Here is a 20,709-nt window from a genome sequence, read left to right on the forward strand (position 1 = left end):
GCGGCCCCAAGGTTCACTTATTGGGCAATGGTCTTGACCGATACCCCACGCTCGACCGGCGTGGAGGTGCGGCCATACACATCCTCGAAGCGCTCGATGTCATCCTCGCCCAGGTAGCTGCCGGACTGCACTTCGATGATCTCCAGCGGGATCTTGCCCGGGTTGCGCAGGCGGTGCACCGAGGCGATCGGGATGTAGGTCGACTGGTTCTCGGTCAGCAGGAACACGTTCTCGTCACAGGTGACCTCGGCAGTGCCGGACACCACGATCCAGTGCTCGGCGCGATGGTGGTGCATCTGCAGCGACAGGCTGGCACCCGGCTTGACGGTGATGTGCTTGACCTGGAAGCGGCCGCCCATGTCCACCGAGTCGTACGAGCCCCATGGGCGATACACTTCCAGGTGGTTCTGGGTTTCAGTACGGCCCTGCTCGTCGAGGGTCTTGACCATCTGCTTGACGCCCTGGACCTTGTCCTTGTGGGCAATCATCATGGCGTCCTTGGTCTCGACCACCACAATGTTCTCAAGGCCGATCACCGACACCAGCTTGCCGTTGCCGTGGATCATGCAGTTGCGGCTGTCCTGCACCACCACGTCGCCCTTGGTGACGTTGCCGTTGTCGTCCTTCTCATGCACATCCCACAGCGACGACCAGCAGCCCACGTCGCTCCACCCGGCAGACATCGGCACCACGCAGGCGCGCTGGGTCTTTTCCATCACCGCGTAGTCGATGGAGTTGTCTGGGCAGCAGGCGAAGGTGGCTTCGTCGATGCTCAGCACATCGCCCTCTTCCTCGCTGCGCTCCAGGGCCAGCACGCAGGTGTCATAGATATCGCCGTCGTGCTTTTTCAGTTCTTCGAGGAGGCGGCTGGCACGGAACAGGAACATGCCACTGTTCCAGAAGTAGCCACCGGCCTGGACGAACTCGGCTGCACGTTTTTCATCGGGTTTTTCAACAAACTGGGCCACGCGCGCCACGCCCTCGGGCAGCAGGGCGTCCTGGCTGGAGCGGATGTAGCCGTAGCCGGTTTCCGGCTTGGTCGCCGGCACGCCGAACAGCACCATTTCGCCACGCTCGGCGGCGATGGTGGCCAGAGCCAGGGCGCGCTGCAGGGCCTTCTGGTCGTCGATCACGTGGTCGGCGGGCAGCACCAGCATCAGCTCGTCGCGGCCTTCGTTGACCAGTTTCATGGCGGCCAGGGCCACGGCCGGCGCGGTGTTACGGCCGAACGGCTCCATCAGGATGCCTTGGGTTTCCAGCTTCAGCGCAGCCAGCTGTTCCTGGACGATGAATTTATGGTCCTTGTTGCAGACCACGATTGGCGTGTCCATGCCTTCGAACGCCAAGCGCTCGATGGTTTGCTGGAACAGGGTGTGTTCGCCGGTCAGGGCCAGGAACTGTTTGGGGAACTGCTTGCGCGACAGAGGCCACAGACGCGAACCGCTACCACCAGAAAGAATTACCGGGATCATCATGTTTCTCCAATAGTCGTTAAAGGCAGGGGGATCAGTTGCTAGCCACGGGGCGAGTTACCCACACCGGCGACAAGGCGTTGCCGGAACCGGTTACGTACAGCACGGCGGCTTCGCCGCGCTCCAGAGCGACGGGTTTCACGTCACCCACTTTCTTGTCACCTTGGTACAGCGCCAGGTTGACCTTGACCGGGTTGATTTCGCGCTCGCCTCGGCCGTTGGCGGCCACCGGCTTGACCACTTCGGTCTTGCCGTCGGCGGTTTTCAGGGTCAGCTGCTGGTCGCTCAGGTTCTGCACGCGCACCAGGGCTTTCTGCTTGTTCTTGAACGGTGGTTCTTCGATCAGCTGCGGGTTACCGGTGCCGCTGTTGACCAGGGTGTAGTACTTGTCCGAGGCCAGCTTCACCGGCACGCTCTTGCCGCCGACCTGGGCGGTGTAGTCACCGCCTGGCAGGAAGCTGAAGTCGCTGCTGGCCTGGGCGCCAACCTGCTTGATCTGGGTGTTGCCGACCGACGCGGCGGCCGGTGCGCTGGCTGCGTTGTACAGGCGCACGAATGTCGAGCCTTTCGGTGCGCTCGGGCCGTACAGGGCGGCGTCGGCACCGGCGAAGGCCTGCATTGAAGCAAGGGAAAGGCCGGCCGCGAGGGTGAGGGCTTTGGCAATGGAAGTCTTGGTAGTCATGTGCATTTCCTCTCTATCGTTCAGTGGTTCGTCCGAGTGGACGACAAGGCCAGGTTTTCTTCGGATTTACGGGAGTTTTTCAGCTGGGCGATCCACTGTGGATCGAAGCTGCTGAGGTCGTTTTTCATCGGCAGATAACGTTCGGGGAATTCCCACACCACCACTTGCGGTGCGGCGTTCTTGAAGGCATCGCTTTGCAGGTACTTGAGCATCGGCAGCAATGGGCCGTGGCCGTCTTCGGCGTAGTTGGCGACGTCGCTGCGCAGGGCCTGCTGCAGCGCGCCTAGGAAGTTCCAGTGCGGGTTGGCGCTGTAGCTGGTACCCACCAGTGCGACCGGGATCTCGTTGTTGGCGAACAGTGCATCGTCGCCTTCACCCTCGGCTTGCGCCGGGCGGGTGCTGCGTTGTTGCAGGTTGTCCGGGGCCGGCAGCAGGTTACTGAACAGCGGGTCCAGTGGCAGGAAGTTGGTCAGGTCGCCTTTGTAGGGCGCCGTGCTGCCGGCTTCGGTGACGAAGGTTTGCGGGTCACCGTTGAGCAGGTTCTGCCGGCTTACAGCCTCGGCCAGCGCCTGGGCGGCGACTTCGGCGCCCATCGGTGTCCAGTGGGTGTCGGTGCGCAGGAATACCTGGCCGCGAGCTTTGGCTTGTTCCATGGCCGCTTGCAGGTCCGGGGCGAACACGTTGGCCTGGCGCACCTGGGCATGGAACTGGTTGTACAGGTCATCGTGCAGGCTGGCCGGCTGCTCCTTGCCCAGGTATTCCGAATAGAGGCGCGCCTTGGCCGGGATGATCGCCAGCACCAGCTGGCTGCCGTGCTGCTGCAAGGTGTCGCGCACGCCACGGACCAGCGCCAGGTTTTCCTGCATCAGCTGTTCGGCGCCAGCCGTGGGCTTGAACTCTTCGTCACTGAACAGCCATTGGTCGCGGCCCAGCACCACACCGGGGCGGCCCTCGTTGAACAGCTTGAAGTCCATGGCCGCCCAAAGGTTGGTGCCCAGGCGCTTGATCGGGAACTCGGCGTCGTAGTGGGTCTCGGCGGCCTTGGCCAGCTTGCCGTTGAGCAGGGTCATCTGCTCGGTGCGCTGAAAGCTTTGCAGGCCACCGGTGGACCACACGCCCATGCCCACCAGCAAACCGAGGAACGACAGGGAGTAAGTAATGCGTAATGTGCGGTTCATGTCATCGGCCTCAGAACTGGAAGTACAGGAACGGCGAGTAACTTTGCGCCGAAAGCTTGAGGATCGAGGCCACGAACAGCAGCAGCACCAGGGCGCGGGTCATCACCCGGGTCCAGTCCAGGCCGATCGAGCCGTCGTTGTTGACCTGCACCGGTGTGGCCTGGGGCGTTGGCTTGGCATTGCGGTAGAAATCACGCAGGCCGAAGAACGCCAGGGAGAGGTAGGCGACGATCAGGGTGGCCACTTGCAGGCCGGTAAGCTGGGCGCTGTTGAGTTCCGACAGCTGCCAGTCGCCGAAGCTGAACATGGCGCCGTACATGCGGCCGGCCACATGCAGGTTTTCGGCGCGGAAGATCACCCAGCCGACCACCACAAGCAGGAAGGTGAAGGCCCATTTGACCGGGTTGAAGCGCTGCGGGTTGGTGTCGAGGCCAAGCGCACGCTCGATGGCCAGCCACATGCCGTGCCAGGCGCCCCAGATGATGTAGGTGAAGTTGGCACCGTGCCACAGGCCGCCCAGCAGCATGGTCAGGAACAGGTTGCGGTAGGTGTTGAAGGTGCCTTTGCGGTTACCGCCCAGGGTGATGTACAGGTAGTCGCGCAGCCAGGTCGACAGGCTGATGTGCCAGCGCCGCCAGAACTCGGTGATTGACTGGCTGATGTACGGCTGCTTGAAGTTCTCCATGAAGCGGAAGCCCATCATCAGGCCCAGGCCGATGGCCATGTCGCTGTAGCCGCTGAAGTCGAAGTACAGCTGCGCGGTGTAGGCCAGCGCGCCCAGCCAGGCGTCACCCGTGGTCGGGTTTTGCAGGGCGAAGCAGTGGTCGGCGACCACGGCCAGGGTGTCGGCGATGAACACTTTCTTGATGAAGCCCTGCATGAAGCGGGTGCAGCCTTCGGAGAACTTGTCCAGGGTATGGGTGCGGTTGTTGAACTGGTCGACCAGGTCCTTGAAGCGCAGTACGGGGCCGGCGATCAGGTGCGGGAAGATCGCCACGAATGCTGCGAAGTCGATCAGGTTGCGGGTAGCCGGGGTGTCGCCGCGGTACACGTCGATGATGTAGCTGATCGACTCGAAGATGTAGAACGAGATACCGATCGGCAGCAGCACGTGGGTGAGGATGAACGGCTCCAGGCCGAACGAGGTCATGATCGCGTTCAGGCTGTCGACGCCGAAGTTGGCGTACTTGAAGTAGCCAAGGATTGCCAGGTCGACGCCCACACCGAGCAGCAGCCAGCGCTGGGCGGGTTTGGTGCGCACGCCGGCGGCACCCACCTTGAGGCCGATCCAGTAGTTCCACAGGGTGACCCCGGCGAACAGGGCCAGGAAGTCCACCCGCCACCAGGCATAGAAGATGTAGCTGGCGACCAGCAGCAGCAGGTTGCGATAGCGTTGCCCGCTCAAGTAATACAGGCCGAGGAAGATCGGCAAGAACAGGAACAGGAACACGTTGGACGAGAAGACCATCCCGGTTCTCCTAATTTGTTCACAGCATCCAGGGCAAAGCGCCCCCCAAACCCCCCACAAAAATGTGGCGGGCTACCTAGATTCCTGTAGGAGCTGGCTTGCCTGCGATGCAAGGCGAAGCCTTGCCCTGCGATTGTCGGGGGCCGCTTTGCGGCCCATCGCAGGCAAGCCAGCTCCTACAGGGGTTTTGCGTTACTTTTTGCTCTCTGCGTTCGGGTCATAAACCCGGGTCAGGTCCCCGCCCAGCCGGAAGCTGTTGAACGGCTGCATGTCGTGCTTGCGCTCAAGCGTGTCGCCAACGCAGTGGTACAGCGCACACCAGGGCTCGAGCCAGGCGTACTTGCCGTCGACCTTGAGGTCGGTCATGTCCTGTTTCTCACCGGCACGCGCCTTGAAGTGGCTGGGGTCGCGTGCACCGGCCAGTACACCTTCGCCGAGGCGCTGCAGGGCAAAGTTGTTCTCGCTGCGCAGGTCGACGTTGTTGGCCTGGGCGAAGCTGGCAATCATCGCCAGCGGCGGCAGGGCGTAGTTGTGGTAAGCCAGCGCACGCTGCTTGCGCTTGATTTCGTTGGGCAGGAAGCCTTGGTCATCGACCTGGTTGGCGCCGACCTTGTATTCCTTCACGGCCCAGTCGAACAGGTCGTGGCGGTCGGTGGCGACGGCGGTAGCCATGACCGACCAAGCGGCCCAGTAGCTGTGGTTGTTGATCTTCTCCAGCGGCAGGTCGCTCCAGTCGCGCACGGTCTGTTCGGCCAGGCGGGCGAACCATTTTTCGATCAGCTCGGCCTCGGCCCGGTGCGCGGCCAGTGGCTGCGAGTTGGAAAACTTCAGGCGCAGCCACGAACCGCTCATGCTGCCCAGCGCCCATTTGCGCATCGACTTGCCGGTGTGGTTGTAGTCGGTGGACAACAACGCATCGGCGCGGGCCCAGGTGCCCAGCCACGCCAGGGTGCAGTCCAGCTGCGCCGGGCGACCGTCGCGCATGTACTGGCCCACCATCTTGCTCACGCCTTTCTCAAGGGTGGTGATGTCTTCGGTCGACTTGCGGAAGGCCTTTTCCGAGGCTGCGTTGAGCGTCGCCCGTGCCTTGTCCGAGCCTTCGTACTTGCTGCGGAACTGCAGTGCGCCGGTGTAGGGCTTGGGCGCCGCTTCACAGCGGAAGTTGCCGTCACCGGTCTTGAGCTTTTCGATCCCCTCGTAGTAACCCTGGGGTGGTACCAGCGCGGCGTGCGCGGCACCGCCGAACAGGGCCAACGCGAGGAGGGCGGGGCGAAAGATGTGCTTCAGATGGGTCATGGGTCGCCTCACTGGCCGGCCTGCGCGGTTTGCGCAGGCACGGCGAAGTTGTTGCGTTTGCAGAGCTTGGCCTCGACCTTCTGGGTGCCGTTTTCCGGCCCCTGTACCTCGAACGCCAGCAGGCTCTGGCTGGCCCAGTCTTCGTCTTCGCGCATCTGGAAGACAAAGCGGCCGTCGGTGTCGGAGGTTTCCGGTTTTTCCAGCTTGATGTCCTCGTGGCGGCCGTTGAGGTACCAGAGGGTGGCCTGCAGCACCTTCACCGACGGGTCTTCGAACTTGACGTCCATCTGCAGGTTGCGGTTGATCAGGTCTTTGATCACGCCGCCCTTGCCGTTGACCATCAGCTCGTTCTTGCCGGGCTTGAGGGTAGTGCTGGCGCTCATCAGGGCCGGGCGGTCGTCGCAGCCGTCATCGAGCAGGCCAAGGATTTGCCGCCAGATCGTTTCCTGGTCCAGGCGGTAAAGCGGGGAGAATTCCCACACCAGGATCTTCGGCGGGTTCTTCTGGAATTCCTCGCTGCCCAGGTACTGGATCATCGAGCCTTCCAGACCGCCGCCAGGGAAGGCGACGTTGAGCACGTCGGCGCCGATGTATTGCTCGAGGAAGCCCGAGAAGTTGTAGTTCTTGCCACTGTGGCTGGTGCCGACCAGGGTGATCTGCGCGTTGCCGCTGTCACCGAACAGGTCGTCGCCGCCGCTGGAGCCTTTCGGCTCGGTGGCGAACTGGTCCATGTACTGCACCGCGTAGCTGGTGCCGCACAGTTGGCCGGCGACGTTGTGCAGGGTGCCGGTCTTGCCCATGCGCCCGGATTTCTTCGTTTCGAATTCCTTGCGCGGGATGCCTTCGAAGGCCGGCATCCTGTGCACGGTGTCGGCCACGATTTTGGCAGCGCGCTCGGCGCCATATGGCGTCCAGTGCTGGTCGCCACGGAAGTAGAAGTCCTTGCCCTGGTCGGCGGCGGCCAGTTGCTCGTTGGTCAGCGGCGACAGGTCGGGCACGTTGTAGCCCATGCTGGCGAAGCGCTTGAGCATGGCCTGGTAGTTGCCCAAGGCCTTCTGGTAGTCGAAGGCGGCTTTCTCGGCCGGGTTGAGCATGTTGCGGTTCACCAGGCCACGGGTCGGCTGGTACACCACCACCAGTTCCACGCCGCGCTTCTTGAAGGCGTCATGCACTTGTTGCAGGCGCTTGTAGCCGGCCGGGGTGGTGTTGAACTCGGTGCGCAGGTCTTCGCGGGTACGGAACAGCCAGTCGCCCTTGGCCTGCACCAGCGTAGTGAAGTTCTGCTGGTAACGGGTGGTGTAGCGGCTGGCGTCGTGCGCTTCGGGGCACAGCTGGCAGCAGGGCTCGGCGCTGAAGGTGGGGGCCTTCACTTCTTCGGCGCGTACGCCTTGGCTGATCGCCAGGAGGGCGGCGGACAGGCCCAGCAGTTTCATCAGGTGTGGAGTCATGGTCTGGGCTTCCTTAATCGATCATTTCGGTCTGGCGTTCGACCGGGTCGATCAGCACAGCCTTTTGCTGGCGCACCAGCAGGTCGAGGATTTCGTCCTGGCGCTCGCCGAGGATGCCGTTGAGGCTGATGCCGCTGGCCTTGCGCGGGGCGAGCATCGACACCTTGTACAGCTCGACCGACAGCGGCGAGTCGATCGACAGTGGGCCGGAGCCATTGGCCGCCAGCTCGCCACCCACCACGATCAGCGACACCTTGGTGTCGAACGGGTCAAGGGCGATGTCGCGGTCGGTGTCGGACAAGTCCTTGATGTGGCCGTACACGCCCACCAGGCCGTTCGCCATTGCGACGTTTTCGTACAGGCGAATGTTCACGCTGTTGCGCACGCGGATGCCGTGGCGGCGGTTGTTGATCAGCTTGTTGCCCCAAATCAGGTTGTCGCCGCTTTCGTACAGGGTGATGCCGTCGGTGTGGTTGCGGTAGATCTGGTTGTAGGCGATCAGGTTGTTGACGCTGTTACGGTCGATCACCACGCCCGAGAGCTTGTTGTCATAGCTCTTGTTGTTGATGATCCAGCTGTCGTTCACCTCACGCGAAACGATGATGCCGTGCTTCTTCTTGGTGCCGTACACGGTGTTGCCGGCGATGATCAGGCGGTGCGAACGGTCGTGCGGGTCGATGCCGTAGACGATGTTGTCGCGGTAGGTGCTGTCTTTGACCACGAAGTCCTGCGTCTCGTAGCAGTAGAAGCCGTACCACATGTCGCTGAACTCCGAGCCGATGATCCAGCCGGTAGGTTCCGGGCGGCCCATGCGCTTGGCCATGTTCGGCGTGTACTGCGAAATGCTCACGCCATACGACTTGGACTTGGCATAGCCGAAGCTGGCCATCTTCGTGTTGACGATGTAGGTCTCGGTACCGCCCCACGACAGCAGGAACGGGCGGAATTCCTTGGGCGAGCGGAAGGTCGCCGGGCCGTTGTCCTTTTCGCGCCAGCCGGTCACCTGGGTATCGGTGACGAACAGCTTGCCGTCATTGACCAGGAACGAACCGCCTTCCTGGGACAGGCGCAGCTGCTTGACCTTGCCGTCGATCTCGAGGATGCCCTTTTGCCCGACCACGATTGGCAGGCGTGCCAGGTAAACCCCAGGCTCGACCTCGCTGAGGTATTGCTTGGGTACCTTCTTGCTCAGCTCGACCAGGTCGATATGGCCGTCATCGACGAAGATTGCCTGCGGGATGCCGTGCTGGCGCTGCACCCACTCGGCTGCCTTGTTGTCGCCGCCGACGAACTCCTTGAGGGTGTCCTCCTGGAACATGCGGCGCAGGCTGACCTTGCCTTTGTGGCGGCGGTCGATTTTCTTCTGCACCGCTTCGGCGGTGAAGCCGGTCAGGTCGGGCAGCTTTGGCGGGTCCATCTGCAGCGGCTCGATCGGTGCGCTGGCCACGGTGTAGGTCTTGGCCTGCTGCAGCTCCTTGGCGATCACCTTAGGTTCTGCGGCAGCGACCAGGCCGCTGGCCAGCAGCAAGGCGCTGGCCAACAGGCTGTGACGTAAGTGCGGGTGAAGGTTCATAACGGTCAGTCCCCTACCGGCCTCAGAAGCGCCAGATCACATCGACGAAGGCGCGGTGCATGTACGAGTCCGCTTCCTTGCCGTAGGCGTCGCCCGGCTTGAACACACCGGCACGCAAGCGCACCAGGGCGGACGGTTCGTCGATCGCCTGGCTCATGGACGCTGGCAGCAGGCCTTGCTTGAAGTACTTGGTCACGACCACGTCCATCTCTTGGCCAAGGTCTTTTTCGCCATCGACCAGCGGGCGGTTCACGCCGTTGTCGTTGACCACCGCGTTGATGCCGCTGGAGCCGATGTTCTGGTTGCCGTCGACACGCCAGAACTTGTGGTAGATCAGGCTGGCGTCGTAGTCGTCGCGCAGCTGCCACGAGGCGAACAGGGTGGCTGCCTGCAGGTTGCCCAGCTCGCCGCGGAAGGCTTCGCCGAAGCGGTGCACGCGCGAGCGGGTGCCGGTAAAGTTGGAGCGGTTGCTTTCAAGGCCGGTCTGCTCGAAGTTGTTCGAGCCGTCGTCGCCACCGCCGCCGCTGCCACGGGCGTAGGCCGCACCGACCTGCCATTGCGGGTCCAGGCGCAGGCGGATGCCGAGGTCGGTGGCCCAGGCGTTGACGTCGCCGCTCTGCTTGCCGGTGGCAACTTGCTCGTCGCCTACGGCCTGGCTGCTGAGCTTGTCGCGGTCACCGGTCAGCCAGGTGACGCTGCCCCAGTAGTTGACGGTGTGGTCGTTGCGCCAGTTGTAGGCGTCGCTGTTGGCTTCAAGGCCCAGCCAGGTCAGGTCGCCGGTGCGGGTCTTGTCCAGCGCATCGACGGTTTCGCCCGGGTTCTTCAGGCTGCCGCTGTCATGGGTGTGGTGGGCGCGTACGCCTACCCAGTGGCCAGGGGTCCACTGCGTGGCGACGTTGCCGTAGATGTGCGTGCGGTCCTTGTCTTCCGGGGCCAGTTCGGTGAGGTCGGTGCGGTACTCGCTGAAGCGCTGGGCCACGCCCAGGTCGGCCTTGAGCAGGGTGGTGTCGAAGGTCCAGTTCAGCGCTTCGATGTTGGTGTCGCGCCACATGCCATCGTCGCTGCGCAGGCGTTGGCGACCCAGGCGCAGTTGCTCGCCTGGGTAGGCGGTGAGGCCGCTGTACCCGACCCAGAACTCGCGCATGGCCAGGTAGTTCTTGTCCGGTTGGCGGCTGTCGTCACCGGTTTCGGTACTGGTGCCGTCGTCGTTCTGGCGCAGGGTGTCGGTTTCGATGGTGTCGGTAGCGGCGACTGCCTGGCCCATTGCATAGGCACTCCAGTTACCGCGCTCGCCATACACCCAGGGGCGCAGGTCCAGGCCCAGGCCGTTGACGTCGCCGCCAGCGCGGGTGCCCAGGTCACGGTCGTCTTCCGACTGGCCGGTGATTTTCACGTCCAGGCCGAAGTTTTTCTCGGCGGTCATTTCCGCCAGGGTCGGGCAGGACCACAGCAGGGCGAAGCTCAGGCCGATGCCAGCTTTCACGAAGGGATTAAGCGTCATAGCGAGTCCTCACCGTCTACTTCTTTTTCGTCGTCTTGCAGGGCTTCGATGGCCAGGGTGCTGTTCGCCCCCTGCGCCATGCTGCCGCGCGCCTGCTTTTCTTGCGCCAGCAGTTGCTGGGCCTGGCTGCGCTGGTCAGGGGTCAGTTGCTGGTCGAGCTGCTGGAGCATTTCTGTCGACTGCGGCGTCGGGTTGGCCTGGGACAACTGCGCGAACACCCAGGCATTGCCCGGTTGCGGACGGATGCCGTGGCCTTCGCTGAACAACTGGGCCAGCGCATAGTCGGCGCTGTTCTGCCCGCCACGGGCGGCGGCCAGCAGGTTGTCGACGGCCTTCTGCGGCTCGACATTGCCCAAGTAGCCGCGGCGGTACAGCTGGCCCAGGTAGTAGTGGGCGCTGATTTCACCGGCGTCGGCGGCGGCTTGCAGGTGCTGCTCGGCTTTTTTGGCGTCGGCCGGCAGGGTTTTGCCTTCGTAGTACAGGCGGCCCAGCAACAGTTCGGCGCGTGGCTGTTCGGCCTCGCGGCCCTTGTCGATGTAGGCCAGCAGCTGGTCGGTGTCGCCCAGCTCGGGGAAGTCGTACAGCAGTTGCGCCAGGCTGACCCAGGATGCCGGGTTGGCCGGGGCTACCTGTTCGAGCAGGTCCTTGGCGGTTTTCTCGTCGGTCTGGCCCAGGCTGCGGTCGGCCAGTACCCGGGCAACGCTGTCGACCCGGGTGGCTGGTACGGCGCCACGGGCGTAGGCGGATTTCAGTTGGCCGAGCAGGGCGGCTTGCTGGTCGGCCTGGCTACGTTTCTGGTACACGGTGGCCAGTTCGACGTAGCAGATGTCGGTGGTGCTCAGCGCGGCCTTGCAGATCTTTTCCACGTCGTCCAAGTGCTGGTCGTAGGTGCCCTGGGTGCGGTACAGCAGCACCTGGGCCAGGCCCGCTTCGGGGTTGCCGGCGGCGCGCCACTGGTCGATCTGCTGCTGCGCGTTGACCTTGGGGAAGCTCTGCGGGTAGCTGAGGTAGAGCATGGCCAGCGGAATCAGGGTGTTGCTTTCGCCCTGTTTCGCGGCCTGCTTGAGCAGGGTTTCGGCTTCCTCGCGTTCGGCCTGGGTGCTGTCGGGCTTGGCCACCAGCAGGCGGCCAAGGCGCGCCTGGGCACGGGGCGAGGTGGCGGCCGCGGCGCGGTAGGTGGCCTCGGCTTCCTTGATTTGCGACGGGTCGCGGGTGGCCACCTTGATATCCGCCAGGCCCACCTGCGCTTCGCTGTAGCCCAGGTCGGCCAGGGCCTTGTAGTTGCGCTCGGCCAATGCCGTGTCGCCGCGCTTCAGGGCTTCGTTGGCCAGGCGCTGGTCAGGCAGGCCGGCACAGCCGGCCAGGGTGATGGCAGCAGCCAGGGCACACAGGCCCAGGTTTGCGCGCTTCTTGTAGGGAATCATGCGGAGATCCTCTTACAGCCCACGGGCCACGGCTTTGTCGATCAGCCAGTTCATTGACGGGCCACGGTCGCTGTTGACCGCTGCCGGGCGGCCGGCGAGTTCGGCGGGCATGCCACTGTCAGGCTTGATCTGCACGCGGATGTCGGAGGACAGGTCTTCGCTGTTGAGGCTGGTGCTGCTGACGATCTGGCCGGTGCGCACTTCGTCTTCGCCGGCGACCTGGAAGTTGACCCGGGTACCTGGCTTGACCTCGTCGAACTGGCGGTAGCTGAAGCGCGCCTCGACCATCGGCGTGGTGGTGCGCGGGATCAGCTGGAAGATCGCCTGGCCCTTGGCTGCGTACTGGCCATCGTCCACCAGCTGGCGGGCGACCACGCAATCGCAGGGGCTGGTGAGGGTGCCGGACAGCTGCTTGCCGAACAGTTCCTCGATCTTCGCCGGTTCCAGCTGCGCGTCGTCCAGGTTGCCCTTGAGCATGTCCAGCATGCTGGTGGTGAAGCTGGCCAGTGGTGCGCCCTTGGCTATCTGCCCACCGCTTTCGATGAGGCTGCTCACGGTGCCGTCGCGCGGCATGGTGACAGTGGTGGTCGGTACCGCGACCACACCGGCTTCGGCGTGGCTGACGAAGTACATGCCGTACAGCGACTTGGCGACGAAGCCGAACGCCGCGACGCCGACCACGAACACGCCGAGGGTGACGGTGACGGCCTTGAGCCGGCCGAAGGCGCTCAGGCCCGAACCACCATCCTTCTGCTTGCGTGCCTTGGTGAAGTTGTCGCGCTGCAGGGTGCTGAGCACATCGCCGATGCTGATCAGCTCACCCGACAGGTGGCTGGTGATGATGTGCCGCAGCGTGGCGATATCGCGTGGTTCAAGGTTCTGGAACTGCGCACCGGTACGGCCATTGTCCGGGTTGTATGAGCGCACCTGGAACTCGATGTCGATCGACAGGCCCAGGTTGTCGACCACGAACTGCAGGCGCCCGCGCAGCACATCGCCCACCGACAGTTGCTGCTTGGTGTGGAAGCTCAGGCCACCGGCGGAAAGGTCGTCGACCTTCACTTCGTGGGTTTGGCGCTGGGCGTCCAGAAAACGCAGCTTGGCGGGAATGCGCACCCGGGCGTGTTGGCGCTGGGCTTCGGACTCATGCACGACATTGACGTTCACGGCGGTATTCATGGTGGTTTGTTCCTGTTAGATCCGATCCGGGTTGGGCTCACACGACCATGAACAGCACAGCAACGAAGATGCTGGCAGCCGAGAAGGTCATGGTCCGCGAGGACCAGGTGTTGAACCATTGTTGAAAGCTGGCGAGGTCACGCTTGAGGGCAGTGGGCTGACGCGTCCAGGACTGCTTGTCGAGGCGGAAGAACACGTAGATCTTCATCAGCGCGCCGATGATCTGGTTGTAATAGAGAATCAGCGGGTAGGCCGGGCCCACGTTGTGGCCAGAGCACAGCAGCATGATGGTGAGGATCAGGCGGGTGATGCCGATCCACAGCAGGTACACCAGCAGGAAGGCCAGGCCGAACTTGAGGCTGGCGATCACCGCCACGGTCAGCCCCAGCAGGCTGGTCCACATCGACACGCGCTGGTCGAACAGCACGATGCTGGTGAACAGCCCCAGACGGCCCAGGCCCAGGCCCAGTGCACGGGAGTTCTGCCGCAGGTTGTTGCCGTACCAGCGGTACATCAGCTTGCGGCTGGCCTTGAAGAAGCTCTTTTCTGGCGGGTGCTCGACCGTGTTGATGGCGGCGTCCGGCACGTAGAAGGTGTCGTAACCCAGGCGCATCAAGCTAAACCAGCTGGATTTGTCGTCACCGGTAAGGAACTTGAAGCGGCCCAGGCGCCAGTGCATCAGCGAATCGCTTTCGACGTCGGCGATGAACTCGGGGTTGGTCACCACGCTTGCGCGGAACATCGACATGCGCCCGGTCATGGTCAGCACGCGCTTGGACAGGGCCATTGAGCACATGTTGATGTGGCGCTGGGCGAAGCGCAGCTTGTGCCACTCGCTCATGATGTAGCCGCCACGGACTTCGCAGAACTCGTTGGTGGTCAGGCCGCCAACGTTGGGGAACAGCTTGAACCACGGCACAGTCTTGCGGACCACGCCATCGGCCAGCACGGTGTCGCCGTCAATCACGGCCACCACGGCGTTCTCGTCCGGCAGCATGCGCGAGATGGCGCGGAAGCCGTAGGCCAGGCCATCGCGCTTGCCGGTACCGGCAATGCGCACGATGTCCAGCTTCACGTGGGCCGGCGGGTTGTACTTGGCCCACAGGCTCTTCACCAGCAGTTCATCCGACATTTCCACCAGCGAGCAGACCACGGTGGTGGGGAAGCCGCAGTTGATCGCCTCGCGGATCACCGAGCTGTACACCTGGGCAGTGGTCAACGCCTCGATACGGAAGCTGGTGACCATCAGGTAAACGTGCGACGGGTCGGTGGCGTTACCCATTTTCTGCACCTTGCGGCGCAGGTACGGGTACACGCCGTAGAGGAAGATCATTCCGCGGATGAAATGGGTGGCGCCCATGGAATAGCGCCAGATGCCGACTGCGCCGACCAGGAAGATGAAGTGCTTCGACTGCGAGTCGAAGATATCGGCTGGCAGGGCCAGGGCGATCAGCATGAGCAGGCTCATGTAGAGCAGCCACCCGGCGCACTGCAACAGCACTGTCTGGAGCCTTTGCATGTTCAGCATCCGTCGAGAATTCGGGAAAGGGTGGGCAACGCAGGCTCGCCTGCGTTGCCCGGCCGAGGGCTTACCAGCAGATGCCTTCGGTACGGTTGGTGGTGCTGGACGGGTTGCTCATGAAACCGACCAGGTCGATTACCTGCTTGCCGGCTGGCGCTTGCTGGGCCAGTGCACGGAACTGCTCGTCACGGTTGCCGAGGACGATGATGTCGGCGTTCTCGATCACCTGCTGGAGGTCGGCATTGAGCAGCGACGACACGTGCGGGATCTTCGACTCGATGTAGTCCTTGTTGGCGCCATGCATGCGGGCGTACTGAACGTTCTCGTCGAAGATGTCCAACTGGTAACCCTTGCCGATCAGGCGCTCGGCCAGTTCTACCAGCGGGCTTTCGCGCAGGTCATCGGTACCGGCCTTGAAGCTCAGGCCGAGCAGGGCGACCTTGCGCTTGTCATGGGCTTCGATCAGCTCGAAGGCGTTCTGCACCTGCGATTCGTTGCTGCGCATCAGCGAGTCGAGCAGCGGTGCGCGCACGTCGAGGCTGGCGGCACGATAGGTGAGGGCGCGCACGTCCTTGGGCAGGCACGAACCGCCGAAGGCAAAGCCGGGGCGCATGTAGTACTGGGACAGATTCAGCACCGTGTCCTGGCAGACCACGTCCATCACGTCACGGCCATCGACGCCTACCGCCTTGGCGATGTTGCCAATTTCGTTGGCGAAGGTGACCTTGGTGGCGTGCCACACGTTGCAGGTGTACTTGATCATCTCGGCCACTTCGATCGGCTTGCGGATGATCGGGGCGTCGAGTTCTTCGTACAGGCCTTGCAGGATGTCGCCGCTGGTGCTGTCCAATTCGCCGATGACGGTCATCGGTGGCTGGTCGTAGTCTTTGATTGCCGTGCTTTCTCGCAGGAATTCCGGGTTGACCGCGACGCCGAAGTCAACGCCGGCTTTCTTGCCCGAGCAGTCTTCGAGGATCGGGATGACCACATTCTTGACGGTACCCGGCAGCACGGTGCTGCGCACCACGATGGTGTGCCGGCGGGTGGTGTCGCGCAGTACGTAGCCGATTTCACGGCACACCGACTCGATGTATTCCAAGCCCAGGTCGCCGTTCTTCTTGCTGGGCGTACCCACGCAAATCATCGACACGTCGCTGGCGCGGATGGCTTCGGCGAAGTCGGTAGTGCCACGCAGGCGGCCGTTGGCGATGCCCTGTTGCAGCAGTGCTTCCAGGCCAGGTTCGACGATGGGCGACTTGCCCTGGTTGATCAGGTCGATCTTGGTGCTGGACACGTCCACACCGATTACCTCGTGGCCACGCGCCGTCAGGCAGCCTGCACAAACCGCACCCACATAACCCAAACCAAAGATGCTGATACGCATCGCTATCACCTCATGTGTTTATCACGCCGACGCCTCCGCAGAGAGCCGGGCTGGGTTGATTAACATCAGTTTTCGGGCGCACGGGTCCATGGCGAATGCACACTTCGCCGAGCGCAGGCAAAATAAATCCGGAGCGCAAAAAGTTATGCACTCAAAGTTGGCAGTCAAAAGCCATTAATTAATAAACGTGCCCTGAAATGCAGCCGTCGTTATTGCAATGCGCTACTTGGCGCGTTGCTGTGCTTGTTTTTTCAAGTGGATAAATCCTTTGAAATCAACCACTAGGACGATGTGTAAGGGACGCGTCTCCTGCAAGGGACAAGGCTTTCGGAGGATCCCGTGCTACCTGTCGAAGTTACCAGGGCGGGTAGTAGATACCTGCCGTTGTCATCTGTAAGTCATCTCTCACAGCCCGTAGGCAGGAAAATCGTTACGGCACTATGAGCGATTGGCGCTAGGAGAAGTTCCTCGGTGGATTTCTTCCGAATGAAAGATTTCTAAATATTTATTCAGTTGTAGACAGTTTCAATTTGATAGCACGCAGGTGTTTCACCCCCGTCTATCAAGGGTGTAACTGTTACGAGATGTTTTTATGCCAGCATCTGAAAATTTTTTTCAGAATTCGTCAAAAAAGGTATGAACGGTCTTATGGCGTTTGGCGATAAAGCTATGGTCGGCGGTTTTCTGGCGCCGAAATCGTGACGTGGTGGCGATTTGCAGCGGGCCCCATTGCAGGGCGGAGGGTTGTTTCATGGCAGCCGTCTCTTCGCCCCAAGCCGCTACCACTTGTATGGCGCTGGCCGGGAGCTCTGCGCTTCATGTGGGAGCGGCTTTAGCCGCGAAGAGGGCGTTACAGGGTCACTCCGCGGGATGATCCCGCAAAAACACCAGATGGTCCGGCTTGGACTGCTCGGCACTGTAGTAGTACCCCTGCACGTCGAACTGCTTGAGCTGTTCCGGGTCGCTGATGCGCTGCTGGATGACGAAGCGGCTCATCATCCCGCGGGCCTTCTTTGCGTAGAAGCTGATGATCTTGTACTGGCCGTTTTTCAGGTCCTTGAAGTCGACATTGATCACCCGGGCCTTCAGCGCGCTGCGTTTCACTGCACTGAAGTACTCGTTGCTGGCCAGGTTGAGCAGCACGTCATCGCCTTGTTCGGCCAGGGCCTGGTTCAGCCATTCGCTGATGCGTGTACCCCAGAAGGCATACAGGTCCTTGCCGCGGGCGTTGGCCAGCTTGGTGCCCATTTCCAGGCGGTAGGGCTGCATCAGGTCGAGCGGGCGCAGCAGGCCGTACAGGCCCGAAAGCATGCGCAGGTGGTCTTGCGCGTAGCTGAAGTCGTCCTCGCCCAGGCTCTCTGCGTCAAGGCCGGTGTACACGTCACCCTTGAACGCCAGCAGGGCCTGCTTGGCATTGGCCGGGGTAAAGTCCGGAGTCCAGCTGCCGAAGCGGGCGGCGTTCAGGCCAGCGAGCTTGTCGGACAGGTGCATCAGTTCGCTGATCTGCGCCGGCGACAGTTCGCGCAGTTGCTGGATCAGTTCCTGGGAGTCGTCCAGGTACTGGGGCAGGGTGAAACGCTCGGTTACAGGCTTGGTGTCGTAGTCGAGGGTCTTGGCGGGGGAAATCACCGTCAGCATCGGGTCGGCTCCTGGCATCGTTGGCCACAGATTCTACGGGCTGGGCGGTGCAAGTCCAAACTATGGCGACGATAGTCACAGACCATGGCCGGTGCAGGCGCTATAGTTCGCGTTTTGCCGTTACGGAGCCTTCCACCGTGCGCATTGCCTTTGCCTTGCTGGCCGCTCTGCTGAGCCTGGCCGTGCAAGCCGCCCCTTTACCCCAGGTGAGCCTCGACCGCAGCCTGTGGCCCGAGCAACTGAACAGCCCGGCACTGTTCGATGTAGCCTCGCGGGCAGAGATCCTTTCGTTTGCTCAGGTACTGCACGAAAGCGAGTTGCTCGACGACGCAGCGCTGGCGGCGCGGCTTGGGTTACGGCAGATCAACCTGCAGAAGGTACGCCTTGTGCGCGCGCGCATGTGGCAGCGGCTGTGGGAAGGGTATGAACAGGCGCAGCGCAGCTGCGAGCAGGATGCCTCATTCTGCTACCCGGTAACATCAATGGCGGATCTGCGCACGCAAGCCGCGACGTTCGCTGCCGATGTCGGCACGTTCTATACAAACTGGATCGAGCCGAGCCACCAGTTCCATGTGCGTTACCTGGACGAGCAACTGCGCAAAGCCGCCTTGCTGCCGCAGACCAGCAGCGAGGTGGAGCGCCTTTCTGCGCGTGAGCGTAATGGCGATGAACTGAACGACCGTATGTTCCTGCTGACCTTCGTCGGTGGCCCGGGGCCAGAGGGTGGCAACACCGATCTGCTTGCCGACTACCTGCGCCGGCAGAAACTCGAAGGTACGTTCTTCGTGTTGGGCAACCGCTTGCAGCAGCGCCGTGACGCCGGGGCGGCAAATGCCTTGCGCCAGGTCTACCGCGGCCAGTGCGTGGGCATTCAGGGTTGGGAATACCGTTCCCATGCCCAGTGGACGGACTGGCAGGACTCGTTGCGGCGCAGCCAGGCACGGGTGCAGGCCGACCTGCCGGCAGAGTATGTGCCGTTGTTCCGGCCACCCTACGGGCAGCGTCGTGCCGATGGCGAGGCGTTCATGGCCAGCCAGCAGTTGCGGGTGTCGTTGTGGGATATCGATGCCCTGGACGATGGCGCACTGAGCGCAGAGGCCTCTGCGCAGCGGGTGCTGACCCTGATGCTGCTGTGGCGCAAGGGCGTGATCCAGCTCCATGACAGCCTGCCCAAGGCCCGGCCAGCGGTGGAGTGGTTGCTACGCAACACTGCCCAGAGCGGCATTGGCTGGGCGGATTGCCGGGAATATGCTTATCGCGAAGAGGGGGTATGACTTCTGAGCGTAGTCCCCTCTGGCTTCGCCGCCAAGGCTTCTTCATCAATCAGAAAAATAAACTTCAAAACACATAAAAATACTTTTTTCGTTCATCGGTTTTGCGGTATGAAGAAACCAGACAGCCGATTCCTGCAGCACAGGTGGCGTCATCCAGGCCCACCTAGCCAGGTTCGCTTCCCGCCCGTAACAACGCGGTGCAGGGGAGACCGGTAGTCACTCTGCGGCGCAACAGACCGCGCCGTGTGGCTTCGACATAAGGTGACCGAGTATGGATGACCAAGGACGCAACCCTTCCTCCAGCAAGCCAATCCTGTATGTGCTCGATACCAACGTCCTGATTCACGACCCCAACGCGTTACTGAACTTCGAGGAGCACCATGTCGCCATCCCGATGACGGTGCTGGAGGAACTCGACAAGCTCAAGACCGGCAAACAGACCATCGCCGCCGAATGCCGCCAGGCCATCCGCCTGATCGACCAGACCCTGGGCGACGCCTCGCCCAACGATGTCGAGCAGGGCGTGCCGATCCAGCGCAACAAGAGCGGGCCCAAAGGCTTCCTGTCCATCCTGATGACCCCGCGCAACGAGCCGAACAAGCTGCTGCCGGAAAACCTCAACGACAACATCATCATCAACCAGCTACTTGAAGTACGGGCGCGGCGCACCGACCTGGACGTGGTGCTGGTTACCAAAGACATCAACATGCGCTTGAAAGCGCGCGCCTGTGGCATTGCGGCCGAGGACTACAGCACCGACCAGCTGGTGGATGACGTGTCCTTGCTGTCCAAGGGCTACCACTCGGTCACCGGCTCGTTCTGGGACCGGGTCAGCAAGGTCGATACCCGTCAGGAGCGCGGCCGCACCTGGCATCGGGTGCAGATGATCGACAACCTGCCTGCGGTTCACATCAACGAGTTCATCATCGACGAACAGGGCTTCGTCGGCTGGATCAAGGGTATCCGCAACGATGAACTGCTGCTGCTCGACCTGCACCAGGAGCCGCTGCTGCACCAGGAGGCCTGGGGGCTGAAGCCACGCGATATTCACCAGAGCCTGGCATTGTTTGCCCTGCTCGATCCGGATATCCACCTGGTCAACCTGACCGGCGCGGCCGGGTCCGGCAAGACCATCCTGGCCCTGGCCGCGGCCATCGAGCAGACCATGGTCAGCAAGCGCTACCGGCGCATCATCGCCACCCGCAGCGTGCAGGGGCTGGACCAGGAAATCGGCTTCCTGCCGGGCACCGAGGCCGAGAAGATGGAGCCTTGGCTGGGCGCCATCACCGACAACCTCGAAGCCTTGCACATGGATGACGAAAGCACCCATGGCAGCGTCGAGTACATCCTTGAGCGCGTGCCGTTGCAGTTCAAGTCGCTGAACTACATCCGAGGCCGTAGCTTCCAGCAAAGCCTGATCCTGATCGACGAGTGCCAGAACCTGACGCCGCACCAGATGAAAACCATCATCACCCGTGCCGGCTCCGGTTCCAAGGTGGTCTGCCTGGGCAACCTGGCGCAGATCGACACACCCTACCTGTCCGCGACCAGCTCGGGCCTGACCTACCTGACCGAGCGCTTCAAGGACTTCCCCCATGGCGTGCACATCACCCTGCAGGGCGTGCCACGCTCGGTGCTGGCCGAGTACGCCGAGTCGCATCTGTAAATTG

Annotated in this window: 16 protein-coding genes; 2 read left to right on the top strand and 14 right to left on the bottom strand. The window is 62.5% G+C overall.

From position 1 onward, the window contains the following. Positions 1–17: 17 nt before the first annotated feature. From ACN6NG_RS03600 to yaaA, 14 genes are all read right to left on the bottom strand, one after another. Positions 18–1,472 carry a mannose-1-phosphate guanylyltransferase/mannose-6-phosphate isomerase gene (locus ACN6NG_RS03600; protein WP_059395156.1) on the bottom strand — a complete coding sequence of 485 codons (1,455 nt, stop codon included), beginning with the start codon at positions 1,470–1,472 and terminating at the stop codon, positions 18–20. Positions 1,473–1,506: 34 nt separating this feature from the next. Next, positions 1,507–2,154 carry an alginate O-acetyltransferase AlgF gene (locus tag ACN6NG_RS03605; RefSeq protein WP_016489019.1) on the bottom strand — a complete coding sequence of 216 codons (648 nt, stop codon included), beginning with the start codon at positions 2,152–2,154 and terminating at the stop codon, positions 1,507–1,509. Between the two features lie 20 nt (positions 2,155–2,174). Further along, complete coding sequence (locus tag ACN6NG_RS03610) at positions 2,175–3,332, bottom strand: alginate O-acetyltransferase (RefSeq protein WP_063422343.1); 1,158 nt, start codon at positions 3,330–3,332, stop codon at positions 2,175–2,177. A gap of 10 nt (positions 3,333–3,342) precedes the next feature. Further along, positions 3,343–4,800 (bottom strand): MBOAT family O-acyltransferase, encoded by a 1,458-nt coding sequence (locus ACN6NG_RS03615; protein WP_019470593.1) that lies wholly within the window; start codon positions 4,798–4,800, stop codon positions 3,343–3,345. A gap of 192 nt (positions 4,801–4,992) precedes the next feature. Next, a complete protein-coding gene (locus tag ACN6NG_RS03620) occupies positions 4,993–6,096 on the bottom strand; it encodes a mannuronate-specific alginate lyase (protein ID WP_474312966.1) in 1,104 nt (367 codons plus the stop codon). Positions 6,097–6,104: 8 nt separating this feature from the next. Next, a complete protein-coding gene (locus ACN6NG_RS03625) occupies positions 6,105–7,544 on the bottom strand; it encodes an alginate O-acetyltransferase (protein WP_016498004.1) in 1,440 nt (479 codons plus the stop codon). Positions 7,545–7,557: 13 nt separating this feature from the next. After that, complete coding sequence (algG, locus tag ACN6NG_RS03630; protein WP_016498005.1) at positions 7,558–9,117, bottom strand: mannuronan 5-epimerase AlgG; 1,560 nt, start codon at positions 9,115–9,117, stop codon at positions 7,558–7,560. Between the two features lie 22 nt (positions 9,118–9,139). Continuing rightward, the gene (locus tag ACN6NG_RS03635) at positions 9,140–10,618 is read right to left on the bottom strand and encodes an alginate export family protein (RefSeq protein WP_063422335.1); all 1,479 of its coding nucleotides are present in this window, start codon (positions 10,616–10,618) and stop codon (positions 9,140–9,142) included. Beyond that, positions 10,615–12,042 (bottom strand): alginate biosynthesis TPR repeat lipoprotein AlgK, encoded by a 1,428-nt coding sequence (gene algK, locus ACN6NG_RS03640; RefSeq protein ID WP_353455970.1) that lies wholly within the window; start codon positions 12,040–12,042, stop codon positions 10,615–10,617. Before algK ends, ACN6NG_RS03635 begins: the two co-directional genes overlap by 4 nt. 12 nt (positions 12,043–12,054) lie before the next feature. After that, on the bottom strand, positions 12,055–13,221 hold the full coding sequence (locus ACN6NG_RS03645) for an alginate biosynthesis protein Alg44 (protein ID WP_353455971.1): 1,167 nt from the start codon (positions 13,219–13,221) through the stop codon (positions 12,055–12,057). Between the two features lie 37 nt (positions 13,222–13,258). Next, on the bottom strand, positions 13,259–14,740 hold the full coding sequence (locus tag ACN6NG_RS03650) for a glycosyltransferase family 2 protein (RefSeq protein WP_059395152.1): 1,482 nt from the start codon (positions 14,738–14,740) through the stop codon (positions 13,259–13,261). 70 nt (positions 14,741–14,810) lie between these two features. Next, positions 14,811–16,127: a nucleotide sugar dehydrogenase gene (locus ACN6NG_RS03655; protein WP_063422329.1), complete on the bottom strand. Its 1,317-nt coding sequence runs from the start codon at positions 16,125–16,127 to the stop codon at positions 14,811–14,813. Between the two features lie 615 nt (positions 16,128–16,742). Continuing rightward, positions 16,743–16,880, bottom strand: coding sequence for a hypothetical protein (locus tag ACN6NG_RS03660; protein WP_474312967.1), 138 nt, complete (start codon positions 16,878–16,880; stop codon positions 16,743–16,745). A 105-nt stretch (positions 16,881–16,985) separates the two neighbouring features. Continuing rightward, positions 16,986–17,765, bottom strand: a complete 780-nt coding sequence (gene yaaA, locus ACN6NG_RS03665) for a peroxide stress protein YaaA (RefSeq protein ID WP_063422327.1) — start codon at positions 17,763–17,765, stop codon at positions 16,986–16,988. A 137-nt stretch (positions 17,766–17,902) separates the two neighbouring features. Between yaaA and ACN6NG_RS03670 the strand changes: the two genes are divergently transcribed. Together ACN6NG_RS03670 and ACN6NG_RS03675 are read left to right on the top strand one after the other, a co-directional pair. After that, positions 17,903–19,039: a polysaccharide deacetylase family protein gene (locus ACN6NG_RS03670; protein ID WP_063422325.1), complete on the top strand. Its 1,137-nt coding sequence runs from the start codon at positions 17,903–17,905 to the stop codon at positions 19,037–19,039. A gap of 271 nt (positions 19,040–19,310) precedes the next feature. After that, positions 19,311–20,705, top strand: coding sequence for a PhoH family protein (locus ACN6NG_RS03675; RefSeq protein ID WP_016498013.1), 1,395 nt, complete (start codon positions 19,311–19,313; stop codon positions 20,703–20,705). The last annotated feature ends 4 nt before the right edge of the window (positions 20,706–20,709 follow it).

The sequence above is a fragment of the Pseudomonas sp. TSO6 genome, from assembly GCF_056098905.1.